Below are 14,121 nucleotides of genomic sequence, written 5' to 3' on the forward strand. Positions count from 1 at the left end.
CATGATTTATTCACGGGATCTCGCTAACTAATCCTAGTTTATTGCAGTGATTTTAGTTTATCTAATACTTCCTGAGCATGTCCTTTAGCATTAACAGAACGCCAAATATGCCTAACCACACTTTCCTTATCAAGTAAGAAAGTTGCTCTATCTATGCCCATATATTTTTTACCAAACATTGATTTCTCTACCCATACCCCATATTGTTCACATAGATTTGAATTTGCATCTGAAGCTAAATCGAATTCTAAGCAATATTTTTCTTTAAACTTATCATGAGAGTCGAGCTTATCTTTTGAAACCCCGATAATGACTGCATTAAGCTTATCGAATTCTGGTTTTAATTTATTGAAATCTTGTGCTTCTAAAGTACATCCTGGTGTGTCATCTTTTGGGTAAAAATATAGTACCACAAATTTGCCTTTTAAATCAGATAATTTAATTACTTTCTCTTTGCCTATATGTAAAGAGAAATCATGAGCTTTTTTTCCTATTTCTAATGTCATAATATTTCCATATTTAATTATTAAGTTCAAAGGACTTAACATAGCTAATCATCTTATATTAAAATATATATTTTTAAAATTATTTTTTATCATATTGCTTTTTTTATCGGATTATTTATTATGTAAATACAAAATATCTAAGTTTAATTCTTGTTAACTATTTTAAAAAAATAGTAAGAAATTTGAATGATATAATATAAACAATAACATTAATGATCGGAGAATATCATGAAAAGAATTTTAGTAACATTTGCAACTGCTGCTACATTATTATTAACCCCTAATGCTTTTGCTGATGATGCTACAAAAAATGAAACACAAGCACAGGAAGTAGCGGAGCAACAAACAAAAACAATTGCTCAAAAATTAGAAGAGTTAAAAGAAAATTTTAAAGATTTAGCAAAAAATGGTAGCGAAAAATTTAATCAAACTTTAAGTGATACTTATAATCAAATGTCACAAACTATTGCAGAAATAAAAGACGAAAAAGGTAAAGAGCTACAAAAAGCTTTAGATGATGCTAATGAAAAGATTGAAGAATATAAAAAAGCTGGCACTAAACAACAAGAACAAATGCATCAAGCTATTATTGATAAATTAGATGTATTAAATAAAAATATTAACGAACACAACGAAGAAAAAGCAAAGTCGTAACTAATGTATTTTTAATTGAATCCTGTGGACAAGCCACGGGATGACACCGATGGGCTTTTCGAACCATGAAACAATGTTGTTTTTCCTCGCAATGACGGAAAAACGATCCACACCCACAAAATCAGCTAATTACATATATTTGACTTTAATAAGTTAAGCATGCTATAAGTTAAACTACACTCATATAATTAATTTGTATTCTATGACTATTACTAAAGAAAAAATTGTCTTTATGTTAAATGCTGAATTAGGTTTTTCGAAAAGCTTATGCGAAGAGATAGTTAATGCAGTTTTTTCTAATATTTTAGAGCTTGCAAAAGAGCAGAAATTAACTTTAAAAAACTTTGGTAGCTTTGAAGTTAAGCATAAAAATTCTCGTCCTGGAATAAACTTTCATACAAAATCTCAAATCACTATAGAGCCGAAAAATATATTACGCTTTGTCCCATCTTCTAAGTTAAAAGCTTTGATTAATGAAAATAACTAAAAAAAATATTATTCAGCTAATGAAATAACAAAGCTTTTAAACATTGCTTTATACCAATTAAGGTATTTAGAAACAAAAATTCTAGGCTTATCTAATTACAAAATAAAAAATAGAAAATATTACACTGCGAATGATTTTGAATTATTTCAAAAGCACTTAAACATCGATAAAAATATGTCTAACTTCTTTCCAAATATTAATATTGATGATAATATAGATATATTGCTTATTAATTTCAATGATTTATCCCTCCAAATAAAAAAATCCTTGCTGATAATTTTAGATCGTGTGTATTGTATTACAAATTTAATATTATATTGGAGTAATTATGACTTTAAGAAAAGCTGTAAAACCTGTAATTATAGGTATCTCAAATATTAGATTAACTGATGACGAAAGAAAGTTATTAAAAGACCATTCTCCTTTGGGAATAATTTTGTTTGCAAGAAATATTGAGAAGAATGATAAAGGTGAGCAAAATAAAGAAGTTCTTGCTCAGCTTATCACTGATATAAAAGAAATATTAGGGAAAAACTCTATTATTGCTATAGATCAAGAGGGTGGTAGAGTACAAAGGCTTACAAAACCAACTTTTTATGACGCTCCTCCTGCTAAAGATTTCGGTGACTTAGCAAAAGATCAAGGGTTAGAAATTGCAATAGAAAAATGTAAACAAAATTACAGTAATATAGGTAAAGAACTAAAAGCTCTTGGTATTAATTTAGATTTTGCACCGGTAGGCGATATAAGCCATAAAGGAGCTCATGATGTTATAGGTAATAGAAGTTTCGGTGTAGAACCTGAAATAGTTGTGCCTTTATGTATAGCAGCTTTGGAAGGTTTGCAGCAAGAAAATGTACAAGGTTGTATAAAACATTTGCCAGGGCATGGTAGAGCTAAAGCTGACAGCCATAAAGAATTGCCGAAAGTAAGTACTAGTTTAGAAGAGCTAAAGAAAACTGACTTTAAGGTGTTTAGAGAACTTAGCTCTTTTGATCAAGTGAAGCTTGCTATGACAGCACATATAGTTTATGAGTGTATTGACCCTAATAATCCTGCTACATTATCAACAAAGGTTATTGATTATATTAGAGATAAAATCGGCTATAAAGGTCTTATTATTTCTGATGCAATAGATATGAAAGCTTTAAGCGGTAGTATGGCAGATATTACTACAAATGTATTGAACGCAGGGGTGGATATAGTACTAGAATGTACTGGGAAGTATGAAAATATGCTAGAAGTTTTAGGAAATGTACAAGAAGTATTGATAGATAAATTTACTGATTTACTATAAACTAACACGTATAAGTTGCTTTAAGGAAACTATTTTATTAATTTAAGTTAAATTTAATTAAACAATATATTGAAAAAACTTGTTTTTAATTTTTAGTTAAAGAGTTAATTTTACTAGTTTTCTTAATATTCAGGTATGATAGCCTTATAACTTTAGTTTTGAAAGCATTATAAGCTATTTACTAAGAATTGAAATTAAGAAATTCCTTTGTATATTTATTTAGTAAATAGGAGAAAAGTGCTTGATTTGCGATATAATTAATATAATTAAAGAGGACTTGCATAAAGCTGACATAGAGAACAAAGTATTTATGCGTCTTAAAGAACCTTACTCTGTTCTTAAAAAAATGAAAAGAAAAGAGGTGGCGGTTCATGAATTGAAAGATTTAATTGCATGCAGAATTATTGTTAAGTCTAAGGATCAATGCTATAATACTCTTGATATAATAAAAGAGTCCCCGCATCTATCATTATTGCATACCAAAGATTATATTTGTAGACCCAAAAATAATGGTTACCAATCTATTCATAGCATAATGCAGCTTGAATACTCTAAACGTAATTTTGAAATACAAATAAGAAGCGAAGAAATGGATAGAGATGCCGAACTTGGTAGAGCAGCCCATCTAAATTATAAAGCAGAACAAGATAAGCATTTGAAAAAAGTTTTTGATATTGCTAATGATACTATATTATATAGAGCTAGACAAATGGTAGAAAACTTTAAAGGTCTAGAAGAGCAAATTATAGAATATGAAAAAGAAATTATGCGTGTTTGACATACTAGATATGATGAAATGCTAAAATGGGAAAGTGGTGCTAAGTTATTAATATTTAGCCAAGAATAAATGTATACTCGTTTAATTTGAAAAATTGGCTACGTCGTTCTACAAGTACTGTGGTGCTCACGTATTAAGTATACGCTTCGCTCCTCGTCTTGTGAACTCCTTGCTCTTTTCCAAATTAAACTTCGTCTACCATATGGCAATCAATAGTACCATGCAGTTTTAAAAAAGGATTTGTCATTGCAAGAAAGTTATATAATAACCAACGAAGCAATCCAATAAAATGCATAGCATTCATTAGCGGTATATATCATTATCATTTTTCTCGCAATAAATTTTTCCCATCTCCAAAACCACAAAAAATATCATAAATTTTACCCCTGAAGGCTTTATTAACAACAATAAAGTTTAATAATTTATTAAGTTAAATTTCGTGATAAAAATTTTACATTGATTAAAACTTTATTAATAAAATATAACGCTTCTTTGTAATTGATTATTACCTATAATATAGTTAATCAGGTAGTTTAGAGGAGTTTCCTAACAATTTTTAGTTTTTTCTGCGTTAGAAAATAAGCTTTTTTTTAATTCCAAATACTAAATTTTAACTTAAGAAATGGGAAAAATCATGGCTCAAAAACCAAATTTTCTAAAAAGATTAATTTCAAAAAGGTTGATAAAAACAATTTCTACTGCAGCTTTTATCGCAGCTGCCTCAAGTTCCGCTATGGGTGCTGGTGTTCAAAAAACTGTTAATGTTCCAACAGCAAGTTTTGGTACTGGAACAGATTGGCTTCCTGCTGTTGCTGTTGGGAACGGTGATTCCCTTTTATATAGTGCAGCAGGCAATACGATAATAGGTAATGTTAATAATACTGTAACTATCAATAATAATGGCATCAATCCCATTTTACAAATAGGTACTGCTACTGCTGGTAATACTGTTGGAGTTGCAGGGGTTGTAGGTAGTAAGCAATTAACTATCATGATGATGAATGAAGCCTCTAATCTTATTTTAGGACCTAATGGTATTGCTGCTGGAAATTTTGCTGTTGCTGGTGAAGTTGGTAGTTATGTCGGTTTATTAAATATAAATTTTTCTAATACAATTCTAATGTTTCAATTGAGACGGATGGCTTTACTTCAGATGTTACTTTTATTAGTAGTGGAGGTGTTAATGGTACTATTACCCTTAATGCAAAAGGGGTAACTCTTAATGATAATATTACGAATCTTAAAGCTATTGATTTAAATAGTAATAACTTATCATTTGGTGGTAATAATATTCAATTATTAGCTACTGGCAGTGCTATAACTTTTAGAGCTAATGAGCAATTAACTCTAACTAGTGCAAGTGATATAGAGATTAATAGTAATATAGTTGTAACTAATGACCAGCAAGGTTCTGTAGATGCGAGTGGTTTAACAAGTGGACAAGGTTTAGTTATTAAGGGTGATATCGGTAATTATTCAACATCTGTAAGACTTGGACAGTTCAATATTGGTTCATCTGCAACTGATTTTAATGCTGCTATTGGTAACTTAATCTTTGGAAATGATGGAATAGCATTATTCGCTCACAATAACTATTTAATAACCAAAACCACAAATGCTAGCGGTCAAGGCACAATAATATTCAGACCTGTAGTTGCTGACAATACAAATCTTATAGCTGGTACAAATTTGGGTAGTGCAGACAACCCGCTTGCAGAAATTAATTTTGCTGCTCCAGCTGGTACTAATACAGACACTACTTTGAATGTTGGTCAAGGCGTTAACTTATACGCTACTAAAATTACCACAGCAGGTGTTAACACTGGTTCTTTTAACTTTAATGGTGGCGGAACAAGTATAGTAAGCGGTACTGTTGGTACAGATACTAATAAATTTAACAATATAACATTAACTAATAATACCACTGTTAAATTCACAGATGATGTTATTTCTAATGGTGCTACTACAATTGGTGGTAATTCTACCTTGCAAATTGCCAATGATTATATTGCAGATTCTATCCAAGGTAATGCTGCGGCTGATACAGGTACATTACAATTTGTTAATACTAATGATATTCTTGTAACGTTAAAAGGTAATCCTAATCCTGATAACGCTTTAGCAGCATTACAAGTTTCAGGTAGTGCTGATGTAGCTATAGATGGTATCGTAAATGTTAACGGTGAAATCAATCTTGGTGCAAATGTTTTAGGATTTACTGATGGTATTTCAACATGGGGAATAATACGACTATTTCTACTACTTTGACATCAGACGAAGTTATGGGTAATATAGTTATCAGTGGTGCAGCAGAAGTTAAGGTTGCAGGATTAAAAACCATTAAGGTACAAGATAATGCGAGTATAGACTTTATCGGTACAAGAGCCTATACTTTAGTCCAAGGTGAGATTAGTGCCGATAATGAAATTGATCCTAACGTAGTTGGAACTAATCGTTATGTGATTTATGGTTTAAGAGTTGATACTAAAGCATTAGTGACACGTACCATTGATATCGATAATATAAAAAATATACTTAATAATGATATTAGCGGTAATGGTAATCCAAGTTATACGTCATAACCTTGTAACATTCTTAAATCCAAATAATACCGGTAATGCTGAACAAGCATATAACAATATCCTTTTAGCACAGAATACTAATGATGCAGCTACGTCGTTTGCTGCTACTCTTACCGATACAAGTACATCTATTAATAATATAAACAAATGTAGCGAAAGAAGAGCAGGGTTTAATTAGTTATAGATTAGATGAGCTTAGATATCTTTGTACTCCTGAAAGCGATAAAATGGCATCAAGTGAAGGTGGTGTTGCCGCGGGTGATGAAGCGATCGATAACGTAGCTTACGGTATATGGGCTAAACCTTTATATGTAGATGCACATCAAAGCGAGAAAGCTGGTGTAGCAGGTTACAAAGCTAGAACTGTTGGTACTGTAATCGGTTTAAATACTCTAGCTAATGATAATTTAATGATCGGTGCTGCTATTGGTCTTGCTAAAACTGATGTAAAACACCAAAATTATAAAAGAGGTGACAAAACCACTATTGATAGCTTATCATTCTCTCTATATGGTGCACAGCAACTTGTTTCTAACTTCTTTGTCCATGGTAATGCAATATTCAGCGTGGGAACCACATAAAGAATAGAAGCCAGCGTTATGTATTCGATAATAACGGAAATAGAAGTACCCAAATTGCTTCTGCTAATTATAGCAATATGACATTTGGTGGTAATTTTATGGTTGGGTATGATGCTAGTTTAATGGATGGTTTATTAGTCACTCCAATGGCAGGTCTTAGTTACTTAAAATCATCTGATGAAAGTTATAAATAAAGAAAGTGGACAACATTTGCAAACAGACAAGTTTATAGTAAGTTTAGCGATAGAACTGATTTCATAGGCGGTGCTAAATTAATGGGTTACACCATGAATCTAGCCGATCTTATAATATATCCAGAAGCTCACGCTTTTGTGATTCAGAAAATAGGTGGTAGATTATCTAAAACACAGTATCAGTTAGAAGGACAAGTAAATCCATATATTACTCCATCAGATAAAACAGCCAGAACAACTTACAATCTAGGTTTAAGTGGAACAATAAGACCAGATACTAAAATGGAATATGGAATCGGTTATGATTTAAACATTGCAAAAAAGTTTATTTCGTACCAAGGTACTGTTAAAGTCCGCCTAAACTTCTAGTATACCTTTGATACTTCAAGATTTGAAAGACAAATTTCGGGACTCGCCTGTGCTCACGTACTATTTGTACGCTCCGCAGGCTCACCACTTATTTGACTTCCAACTCTTAAAGTATCTGCGGTATACTCAGTTAATTTTAAAAATTGTCTATAAAGTAAAGTCCTCTTTAAAAAAAGGGGGCTTTTTTATTTAAAATAATTTTAAAAGAAGTGTATAATGATACGAAGAAACATAATTTTTTAGTATGATTAAACTTCTATATCCTAAATTTTGGCAAAAGCGAAATATTATAGCTTATATATTATTTCCTATAAGTTTAATGTACCAATTTCTAGGTTTTTTGCGGCATGTTTTTGCACGTCCCGTTATATTACCTGCTAAAGTTATTTGTGTCGGTAATTGCAGCGTAGGCGGTACCGGTAAAACGCAGATAGTTATGTATCTGGCTAATTTACTGAAGACCCAAAATATAGATTTTGTTATAGTTACTAAAGCTTATGGTAGTAACCTTAAAGAAGCAACTATTGTAAAAGCAGAGCATAGTACTCTAGAAGTAGGGGATGAGTCTATAATACTTGCAAAGTATGGCACGGTTATTGCCACTAAAAATATTAAGCAAATTTTACCCCTAATTCGTGAACTTAAGCCAAGCATAATAATAGTTGATGACTTTCTACAAAATCCTTATTTTCATAAAGATATCACTATAGTTTCTGTAGATAGACAAAGGCTTTTCGGGAATGGATTTTTAATTCCTGCAGGTCCATTACGAGAATATCCTAATAACGCTTTAAGTGTTGCTGATTTAATTTTTTTAGTGGGTAATAATTCTGATGAAATACTGCCTAGTTTAGCTTCTTATGCGAATAAATTAATACAGGCACAAATAATAGTTTCAAGCGATATAGACAAAAATAAAAATTATTTTGCTTTTAGTGGTATAGGTAATCCTGAGCGTTTTTTTCTTACTCTAAAAAATTACGGCTTGAATATAGTAGGTTACAAAATCTTTCCAGATCATCATAATTATTTACAAGCAGATTTAGAAAATTTATCTCTACTTGCTGAAACAAATAATGCTACTCTTGTTACTACAAGAAAAGATTACGTTAAGATTGGCGATTCAAGTGATATTATTATATGCTTAGATGTAGAACTATCTATTAATAATCCTGATTTACTTTATGAAAAAATTTTTAAAAAAGATTAGATATCTAATTGAGTATGCTGTTGTTGTAATTTTTTTGAAGATAATTGGCATATTTGGTATAGATAAAGCAGCAGATATTTGTAGTTTTATAGCTCGCAAAATTGGTATATTATTTGCTGTTAATAAAATTGCCAGACGAAATATTAAAGCTGTTTTCGGCGATGCATTTGATGTAGAAAAAACTATAGATCAGACTTGGGATAATTTCGGCAGGTTTGTAGGTGAGTTTGCTTATATTAATGAAATGGATGAGTTAGAACTAGAACGCCGAATTGAGATAATAGGTTTGGATAATATTAAAAAGCTAAAAGGACAACCTTTTTTGTTCTTTACTGGTCATTTTGCTAATTGGGATATTGCTGTTAAAATTATTCATAAAATTTATCCTAAATTTGCTGTAATTTATCGTAAAGCTAATAATCCTTATGTTAATAAGCTGATTAATGAGAGTCGTGCTAGTTCTAAGCTAAGACTTATTCCTAAAGGACCAGATGGTAGCAGAGCTTTAGTTAGAGCAATTAAAGAGCGTGAATCTATTGCTATGCTTGTTGATCAGAAAATGAATGACGGCATCGAAGTGCCGTTTTTAGGTTATCCTGCCATGACTGCTAAAGCTATTGCTAAAATAGCTTTACAGTATGGATATCCGATTGTGCCATGTCAAATTGTTAGGACTAAAGGTAGTTATTTTAAGTTAATAATCCATCCAAATTTAACCTGGGAGCAAACAGGCGATAGTAAAACAGATTGCTATAATATCATGCTTAATATCAACCAGATTTTAGGGGATTGGGTTAAGCAAAATCCTAGCCAATGGTTTTGGTTTCATAATAGATGGAAAAAAATATAGTGAATTAAGAGACGTCATTGCGAGTGAATGTAAGGAGCGTGGCAATCCAGAAAAAATAGTAAAAATGCTATAAACTAGCATTTTTATACTGGATTGCGTACGTACAATTACTTCGTAATTTCCTTAGCTCAGACGGAAAAACTAATCCACGCGGGCAATGCTTTCCCGCGTAGGCAGGAATCTAGGAATAAAAAAACTTAAATACGTTAAACCTCTAGCACTATGGTAAATTAAGTTGAAGTTTGCGTATTAAAGAATTGAATTAAAGCATTATATAATTGATCAAATTGAGTAATTGTAGCTTTAATCCATCGCTTCATATTGGCCCAAAATTTCTCTATTGGATTTAGATCAGGGGAGTAAGGTGGTAAGAATATTATCCTACAACCTACTGATTCTATTAGTTCTTTGGTCCTTTGAGACTTATGGAAAGCAGCGTTATCCATCACTACAACTTGTCCAGGTTTTAGCTCTTTTATTAAAAATTCTCCAACCCAACTTTCAAATAATTGTCTATTACATGTTCCATTAAATATCATCGGTGCTATACACTCTTTATTAACATAACCAGCTATGATATTTGTTCTGTTGTAATATTTACCGCTTTTTTTACCAATAAGTTTTTCGCTTTTTTTGCCCCATCCTCTATCTTTGCAGATATTTATCTCAATACCACTTTCATCAATATATACAAGATGTTCTATTGGTGTATCTTTTATGACCTCTTGGTACTTATCTCGCTTTTCTTGACTTGCTTCCAAGTAGGAAAAGTCTTTTTTTTATAGCTAAAACCTAGTTGCTTTAACCAATAATACGCACCCACAGAACTCATATTAAAATACGTACCCATTTCTAATAATGTGAAATTAGGATTAGAACTCACGTACAACTCAACATCTTGACTTGTTACCCGTCCTTTTTTGCCTCCTATTCTTCTTGCTAAATAATGTCCTTCGGACTTATATCTCTTATACCAATTCCTTACTGTGTTTGCTGCTATTTCAAATCTTATCGCAGTGCTATTGCAGCTATTACCTCTTTCTACATATCCTATAACTCTTTTTCTAAAATCTTGACTATATGATCTTGGCATTTTCCTTTATATATATCATCCCTATACTCAAACCTCAACTTAATTTACTATAAAAGCTCGATTCATCTCGCTTTTTTCTAGATCCCGTGGTCAAGCCACGGGAGGCATTGTTGCGTGGATCGGAAAATGTCCTATATGTCATTCTTAGCTAAAAGCAGGAATCCAGGAAAAAAAGCATAAATACAGCAAATTTTTAAAATTAAAAGCTCGATTTATTTTGCTTTATACTAGATTCCTGCTTTTAGCTAAGAATGACATCGGAATCACGCAACAATGCCGCCACGGAATGACACAGGAAAAACTGATCCATGCAACAATGTCTCCGCAGGAATGACATCGAAGCCACGCAACAATGCCGTTCATGGGGTGGTGGTGACAGGAGACACGGATAAAGCCAGTTTAACGTTATAAATTAATGGCAATTTAGCTTTAATATTTCTATATAGCTTAATGCGATAAGATAGTGACTTAGAGTATGAGTTAGATTATACTAAATGAAAAACTTATGGCAAAGGCATATTCATACGATTTAAGAATACGAGTAATAAAAAGTTTAACAGATGGTAAAACAATAAAAGAGACTTCTGAGATATACTCTATTAGTAGGAAGACTATAATAGAATGGAAAAAATTAAAGAAACAAACCGGCGATATCAAAGCAAAAAGTGGTTATCATACAGGACATCGTAGAATAATAAGAGACATAGAGGGATTTAAAAAATTTATAGAATTAAATTTTGATAAAACCACCATGGAACTAGCTAACAACTGGAGTCAAAAAGTATCTGCAAGTACGATATCAAGATTGCTTAATAAATTAGGTTATAGTTATAAAAAAAACTTTTCTTCATCCCAAAAGAGATGTTGGTCTAAGGAATGAGTTTATATTGAAACTAAAAACTATAGACAAACAAGATTTAGTATTTATCGATGAATCTGGGATAGAAGATAATAGCTGTAGAGAACACGGGTGGAGCATTATCGGTCAAAGATGTTATGGTGAAAGGGTCTATCAACATAAATCACGGATTAGTATGATTGCTGGGGTGTCTGCCAAAGATATTATTGCCCCAATAATATTTGATGGGACATGTAATAAGGACATTTGACTAACGAATATTAGAATTCCCTATGACGAATATTAAAATTACCTATTTTTGAGTAAAAAATATTGTCTAGTGTATTATATTATTATCCTCCAATTTTATAGTTAATTTTTTTTCTTTTGCTGTAGCGATTCTATAACTTTCAGTATTCAGTTCAAGAATTGAAGAATGGTGAACCAATCTGTCAATGGCTGCTGATGTAGTCATTTCGTCTTTAAAAATGGAATTCCATTTTGCAAAAACTAAATTGCTAGTAATTAATACACTACGCATCTCATAACGTTCAGCTAATAAGGTAAATAAAACATCAGTTTCCTCACGATTATATGGTACATATGATATATCATCAATTATCAATATTTCAAAATAATCGAATTTTTTAATAATTTGCTTAAGTTTTAAACTAAGCTTTGCTTCTAGTAATTGTTGAACCAAATTAGCTGCTGTTGTATATAATACACGCCTACCGGCAAGACACCACTCACGTGCTAAACCTATACTAAGATGACTTTTGCCAGTACCAGGATTACCAAAAATAAGTATATTTTCATAGCGATCCATAAATTCTCCTTGTGCAAGATATTGGATCTTAGTTGACGATAATCCTGGGATACGCTTAATATCAAAGTTGCTTAATAACTTATCTCGAGAGAGTTTTGCTTGCTTTAGCAATCTGGCGATACGTTGCTGATGTCTATGTTCTAACTCACGTATGGCTAACTCTTGTAGATAATCTATATATGTTTTCTTTTCTTGCTCAAAGCTTTCTGCAACTGATTTATAGCATGATGCAAAAGTAGGTAAACAAAGGTTCTTGAGTAAATTATTTAGCGGTTGCGGAGTTATTATCTTTTTACTCATGCGACCTCCATTGTTTTAAAGCAATGTAATTGATCATATTCGGACAGTACTGGTTGATTAATTTTTACTGAACAAACAGTTTTAGTCTGACTATTTAGTAAATCTGTAATATGATCAATTATTGGTTCAATCTTCTCTTCTACTAGCATTTCTAATGCAGCAACTACATTCAATTCTCCATACATTTTTGCTAATTGTAATATTTTAAGATATATTTTATGCCCCTTATATGGATATATAGATATCAGCTGGTCATATACCTGACGAAATATAGCACGTGGAAATAAAGCTTCATAATATTGATATTGGGCAAATGCTCCAGGTTTACGTACTAAACTATCAATGATATGTCTATAATCAATAACATAGCCATTGCTGATTCTAAACATTTTTTGTAAACATTTGTTACCATAGTAAAGCTCTATTTCTTCAGAATAAATATAAGCTTTTAAAGTATAACCTATTAAGCGACTAGGCACAGAATAAGCTACAGATAAAATACTAACTGTACTGCTTGGGTTAACACGTACTGATAATATTGTAGGTGCATTCCATTTCCTGATTGGTAACTCTTTTAAATAAACTAATTCTTCAGCTAATTTTTCTTTTCTACAGCTATTGCGCTTTTCTTTAATTTGTGTAAGGAATAATTCATAAGCTTTTAAATCAACAAAATTACGTGATCCACGTAATAGCAAATGTTGATTCACTGCTTGCTTAAATGTATCATGACTTTTTTCAACAGAACCATTTTCATGACTGACACCGGGATTATTTCGCGATGGTGCAACATCGTAATAACCAAGCAATTCTTGCCATTTTTCTGTAAATTGTCTACTATTACCACATTGCTTGGTAGCTGCACTTAAATTATCTGTACGATGCTCTGGTAAAACTCCACCTAACTCCCATACAGCTTTTTCAAACCCTGATGCTAATGTATCAAAACTTTCACTATGGCATATGCTGAAAGTTTCCCAACATGAATAAGGCAATATAAAATGAAATAGTAAATGAGAATATGGTTTCCCATCAATACAAATACCTAATTGATTCATATTGGTCCAATCAGACTGGCTTTGTTTGCCAGGAAGAATATTTTGTAAAAAGATGACTGGCTTATCCTTACCATGTTCAGCTCTCCATTGTTTCAACCTTTTCTGCAAACAGCGTAATTGCTTTCCATTATAATTTCCATGATACTTTTCTGTCAAATATGCTAATATGGTAGTTGCTTGCAACTCCGGTGCTGATCCTAGCATTGATTCTATTTCATCCCAGTGCTTAACAAATGGATCCTTACGTGTCCTATATTTACGTACTGTTCGTAATTCGCTTGGATACTTATTAACACCTAAATATTTACGTGCTGTTTTTACACTCATACCTGCTTTTGCAGCAGAAATTATCTGATTATATTTTTTGATCTTTTGCATTAAAATACCTACTTGTTTATTTGTACATGTCATCAGTAATTCTCGAATAATAAATAAATCTTAAAAAGAAATTTTTATTCGATATTACTGTCCATAGTTACTTCTTTTTTATAGGTA

At 31.6% G+C, this 14,121-nt stretch carries 13 protein-coding genes and 4 pseudogenes; 11 read left to right on the forward strand and 6 right to left on the reverse strand.

Going from position 1 to position 14,121, the window contains the following annotated elements:
- Positions 1-38: 38 nt before the first annotated feature.
- A complete protein-coding gene (bcp, locus tag ACICQC_RS01170) occupies positions 39-506 on the reverse strand; it encodes a thioredoxin-dependent thiol peroxidase (protein ID WP_011476874.1) in 468 nt (155 codons plus the stop codon).
- 228 nt (positions 507-734) lie between these two features.
- Here bcp and ACICQC_RS01175 point away from each other — a divergent pair, with 228 nt between their 5' ends.
- The 7 genes and pseudogenes from ACICQC_RS01175 (at position 735) to ACICQC_RS10260 (ending at position 7,448) form a co-directional block, all read left to right on the forward strand.
- Complete coding sequence (locus ACICQC_RS01175; protein WP_395477097.1) at positions 735-1,160, forward strand: hypothetical protein; 426 nt, start codon at positions 735-737, stop codon at positions 1,158-1,160.
- Between the two features lie 202 nt (positions 1,161-1,362).
- The gene (locus ACICQC_RS01180; RefSeq protein ID WP_395477098.1) at positions 1,363-1,647 is read left to right on the forward strand and encodes an HU family DNA-binding protein; all 285 of its coding nucleotides are present in this window, start codon (positions 1,363-1,365) and stop codon (positions 1,645-1,647) included.
- Between the two features lie 24 nt (positions 1,648-1,671).
- Positions 1,672-1,923 (forward strand): annotated as a pseudogene (locus ACICQC_RS01185) (hypothetical protein); the annotation flags it as partial.
- Between the two features lie 52 nt (positions 1,924-1,975).
- Positions 1,976-2,944: a beta-N-acetylhexosaminidase gene (gene nagZ, locus ACICQC_RS01190; RefSeq protein WP_395477099.1), complete on the forward strand. Its 969-nt coding sequence runs from the start codon at positions 1,976-1,978 to the stop codon at positions 2,942-2,944.
- 241 nt (positions 2,945-3,185) lie between these two features.
- A pseudogene (locus ACICQC_RS01195) lies at positions 3,186-3,791 on the forward strand (bifunctional (p)ppGpp synthetase/guanosine-3',5'-bis(diphosphate) 3'-pyrophosphohydrolase).
- A gap of 565 nt (positions 3,792-4,356) precedes the next feature.
- The gene (locus ACICQC_RS01200) at positions 4,357-4,938 is read left to right on the forward strand and encodes a hypothetical protein (RefSeq protein ID WP_395477100.1); all 582 of its coding nucleotides are present in this window, start codon (positions 4,357-4,359) and stop codon (positions 4,936-4,938) included.
- A gap of 32 nt (positions 4,939-4,970) precedes the next feature.
- A pseudogene (locus ACICQC_RS10260) lies at positions 4,971-7,448 on the forward strand (autotransporter outer membrane beta-barrel domain-containing protein).
- On the opposite strand, the pseudogene ACICQC_RS01215 reads toward ACICQC_RS10260, so the two are convergent.
- Positions 7,445-7,540, reverse strand: a pseudogene (locus ACICQC_RS01215) (palindromic element RPE5 domain-containing protein). The pseudogenes ACICQC_RS10260 and ACICQC_RS01215 sit on opposite strands and share 4 nt — an antisense overlap.
- 152 nt (positions 7,541-7,692) lie before the next feature.
- On the opposite strand from ACICQC_RS01215, the gene lpxK reads away from it, so the two are divergent.
- Complete coding sequence (gene lpxK, locus ACICQC_RS01220) at positions 7,693-8,658, forward strand: tetraacyldisaccharide 4'-kinase (RefSeq protein ID WP_395477101.1); 966 nt, start codon at positions 7,693-7,695, stop codon at positions 8,656-8,658.
- Complete coding sequence (locus ACICQC_RS01225) at positions 8,633-9,508, forward strand: lipid A biosynthesis lauroyl acyltransferase (RefSeq protein WP_395477102.1); 876 nt, start codon at positions 8,633-8,635, stop codon at positions 9,506-9,508. Before lpxK ends, ACICQC_RS01225 begins: the two co-directional genes overlap by 26 nt.
- Before the next feature lie 230 nt (positions 9,509-9,738).
- Here ACICQC_RS01225 and ACICQC_RS01230 read toward each other — a convergent pair whose 3' ends face one another.
- Both ACICQC_RS01230 and ACICQC_RS01235 read right to left on the reverse strand, forming a co-directional pair.
- Positions 9,739-10,269 carry an IS630 family transposase gene (locus ACICQC_RS01230; RefSeq protein WP_395476342.1) on the reverse strand — a complete coding sequence of 177 codons (531 nt, stop codon included), beginning with the start codon at positions 10,267-10,269 and terminating at the stop codon, positions 9,739-9,741.
- The gene (locus ACICQC_RS01235) at positions 10,224-10,601 is read right to left on the reverse strand and encodes an IS630 transposase-related protein (protein ID WP_395476240.1); all 378 of its coding nucleotides are present in this window, start codon (positions 10,599-10,601) and stop codon (positions 10,224-10,226) included. The genes ACICQC_RS01230 and ACICQC_RS01235 overlap by 46 nt, the downstream gene beginning before the upstream one ends.
- A 505-nt stretch (positions 10,602-11,106) precedes the next feature.
- Here ACICQC_RS01235 and ACICQC_RS01245 point away from each other — a divergent pair.
- Together ACICQC_RS01245 and ACICQC_RS01250 are read left to right on the forward strand one after the other, a co-directional pair.
- Positions 11,107-11,481 (forward strand): transposase, encoded by a 375-nt coding sequence (locus ACICQC_RS01245; protein WP_395476636.1) that lies wholly within the window; start codon positions 11,107-11,109, stop codon positions 11,479-11,481.
- Positions 11,482-11,488: 7 nt separating this feature from the next.
- A complete protein-coding gene (locus ACICQC_RS01250; RefSeq protein WP_395477103.1) occupies positions 11,489-11,710 on the forward strand; it encodes a transposase in 222 nt (73 codons plus the stop codon).
- 66 nt (positions 11,711-11,776) lie between these two features.
- Here ACICQC_RS01250 and istB read toward each other — a convergent pair whose 3' ends face one another.
- Positions 11,777-12,568, reverse strand: coding sequence for an IS21-like element helper ATPase IstB (gene istB, locus ACICQC_RS01255; protein WP_395476338.1), 792 nt, complete (start codon positions 12,566-12,568; stop codon positions 11,777-11,779).
- A complete protein-coding gene (gene istA / locus ACICQC_RS01260; RefSeq protein ID WP_395476339.1) occupies positions 12,565-14,037 on the reverse strand; it encodes an IS21 family transposase in 1,473 nt (490 codons plus the stop codon). Before istA ends, istB begins: the two co-directional genes overlap by 4 nt.
- Positions 14,038-14,121 lie beyond the last annotated feature (84 nt).

This window comes from Rickettsia endosymbiont of Pantilius tunicatus, from assembly GCF_964291875.1.
Lineage (GTDB): Bacteria > Pseudomonadota > Alphaproteobacteria > Rickettsiales > Rickettsiaceae > Rickettsia.

Coding starts and splice junctions, on each gene's coding strand:
- bcp (WP_011476874.1), bottom strand. CDS start 506: ATGACATTAGAAATAGGAAAAAAAGCTCATGATTTCTCTTTACATATA.
- ACICQC_RS01175 (WP_395477097.1), top strand. CDS start 735: ATGAAAAGAATTTTAGTAACATTTGCAACTGCTGCTACATTATTATTA.
- ACICQC_RS01180 (WP_395477098.1), top strand. CDS start 1,363: ATGACTATTACTAAAGAAAAAATTGTCTTTATGTTAAATGCTGAATTA.
- nagZ (WP_395477099.1), top strand. CDS start 1,976: ATGACTTTAAGAAAAGCTGTAAAACCTGTAATTATAGGTATCTCAAAT.
- ACICQC_RS01200 (WP_395477100.1), top strand. CDS start 4,357: ATGGCTCAAAAACCAAATTTTCTAAAAAGATTAATTTCAAAAAGGTTG.
- lpxK (WP_395477101.1), top strand. CDS start 7,693: ATGATTAAACTTCTATATCCTAAATTTTGGCAAAAGCGAAATATTATA.
- ACICQC_RS01225 (WP_395477102.1), top strand. CDS start 8,633: ATGAAAAAATTTTTAAAAAAGATTAGATATCTAATTGAGTATGCTGTT.
- ACICQC_RS01235 (WP_395476240.1), bottom strand. CDS start 10,601: ATGCCAAGATCATATAGTCAAGATTTTAGAAAAAGAGTTATAGGATAT.
- ACICQC_RS01245 (WP_395476636.1), top strand. CDS start 11,107: ATGGCAAAGGCATATTCATACGATTTAAGAATACGAGTAATAAAAAGT.
- istB (WP_395476338.1), bottom strand. CDS start 12,568: ATGAGTAAAAAGATAATAACTCCGCAACCGCTAAATAATTTACTCAAG.
- istA (WP_395476339.1), bottom strand. CDS start 14,037: ATGACATGTACAAATAAACAAGTAGGTATTTTAATGCAAAAGATCAAA.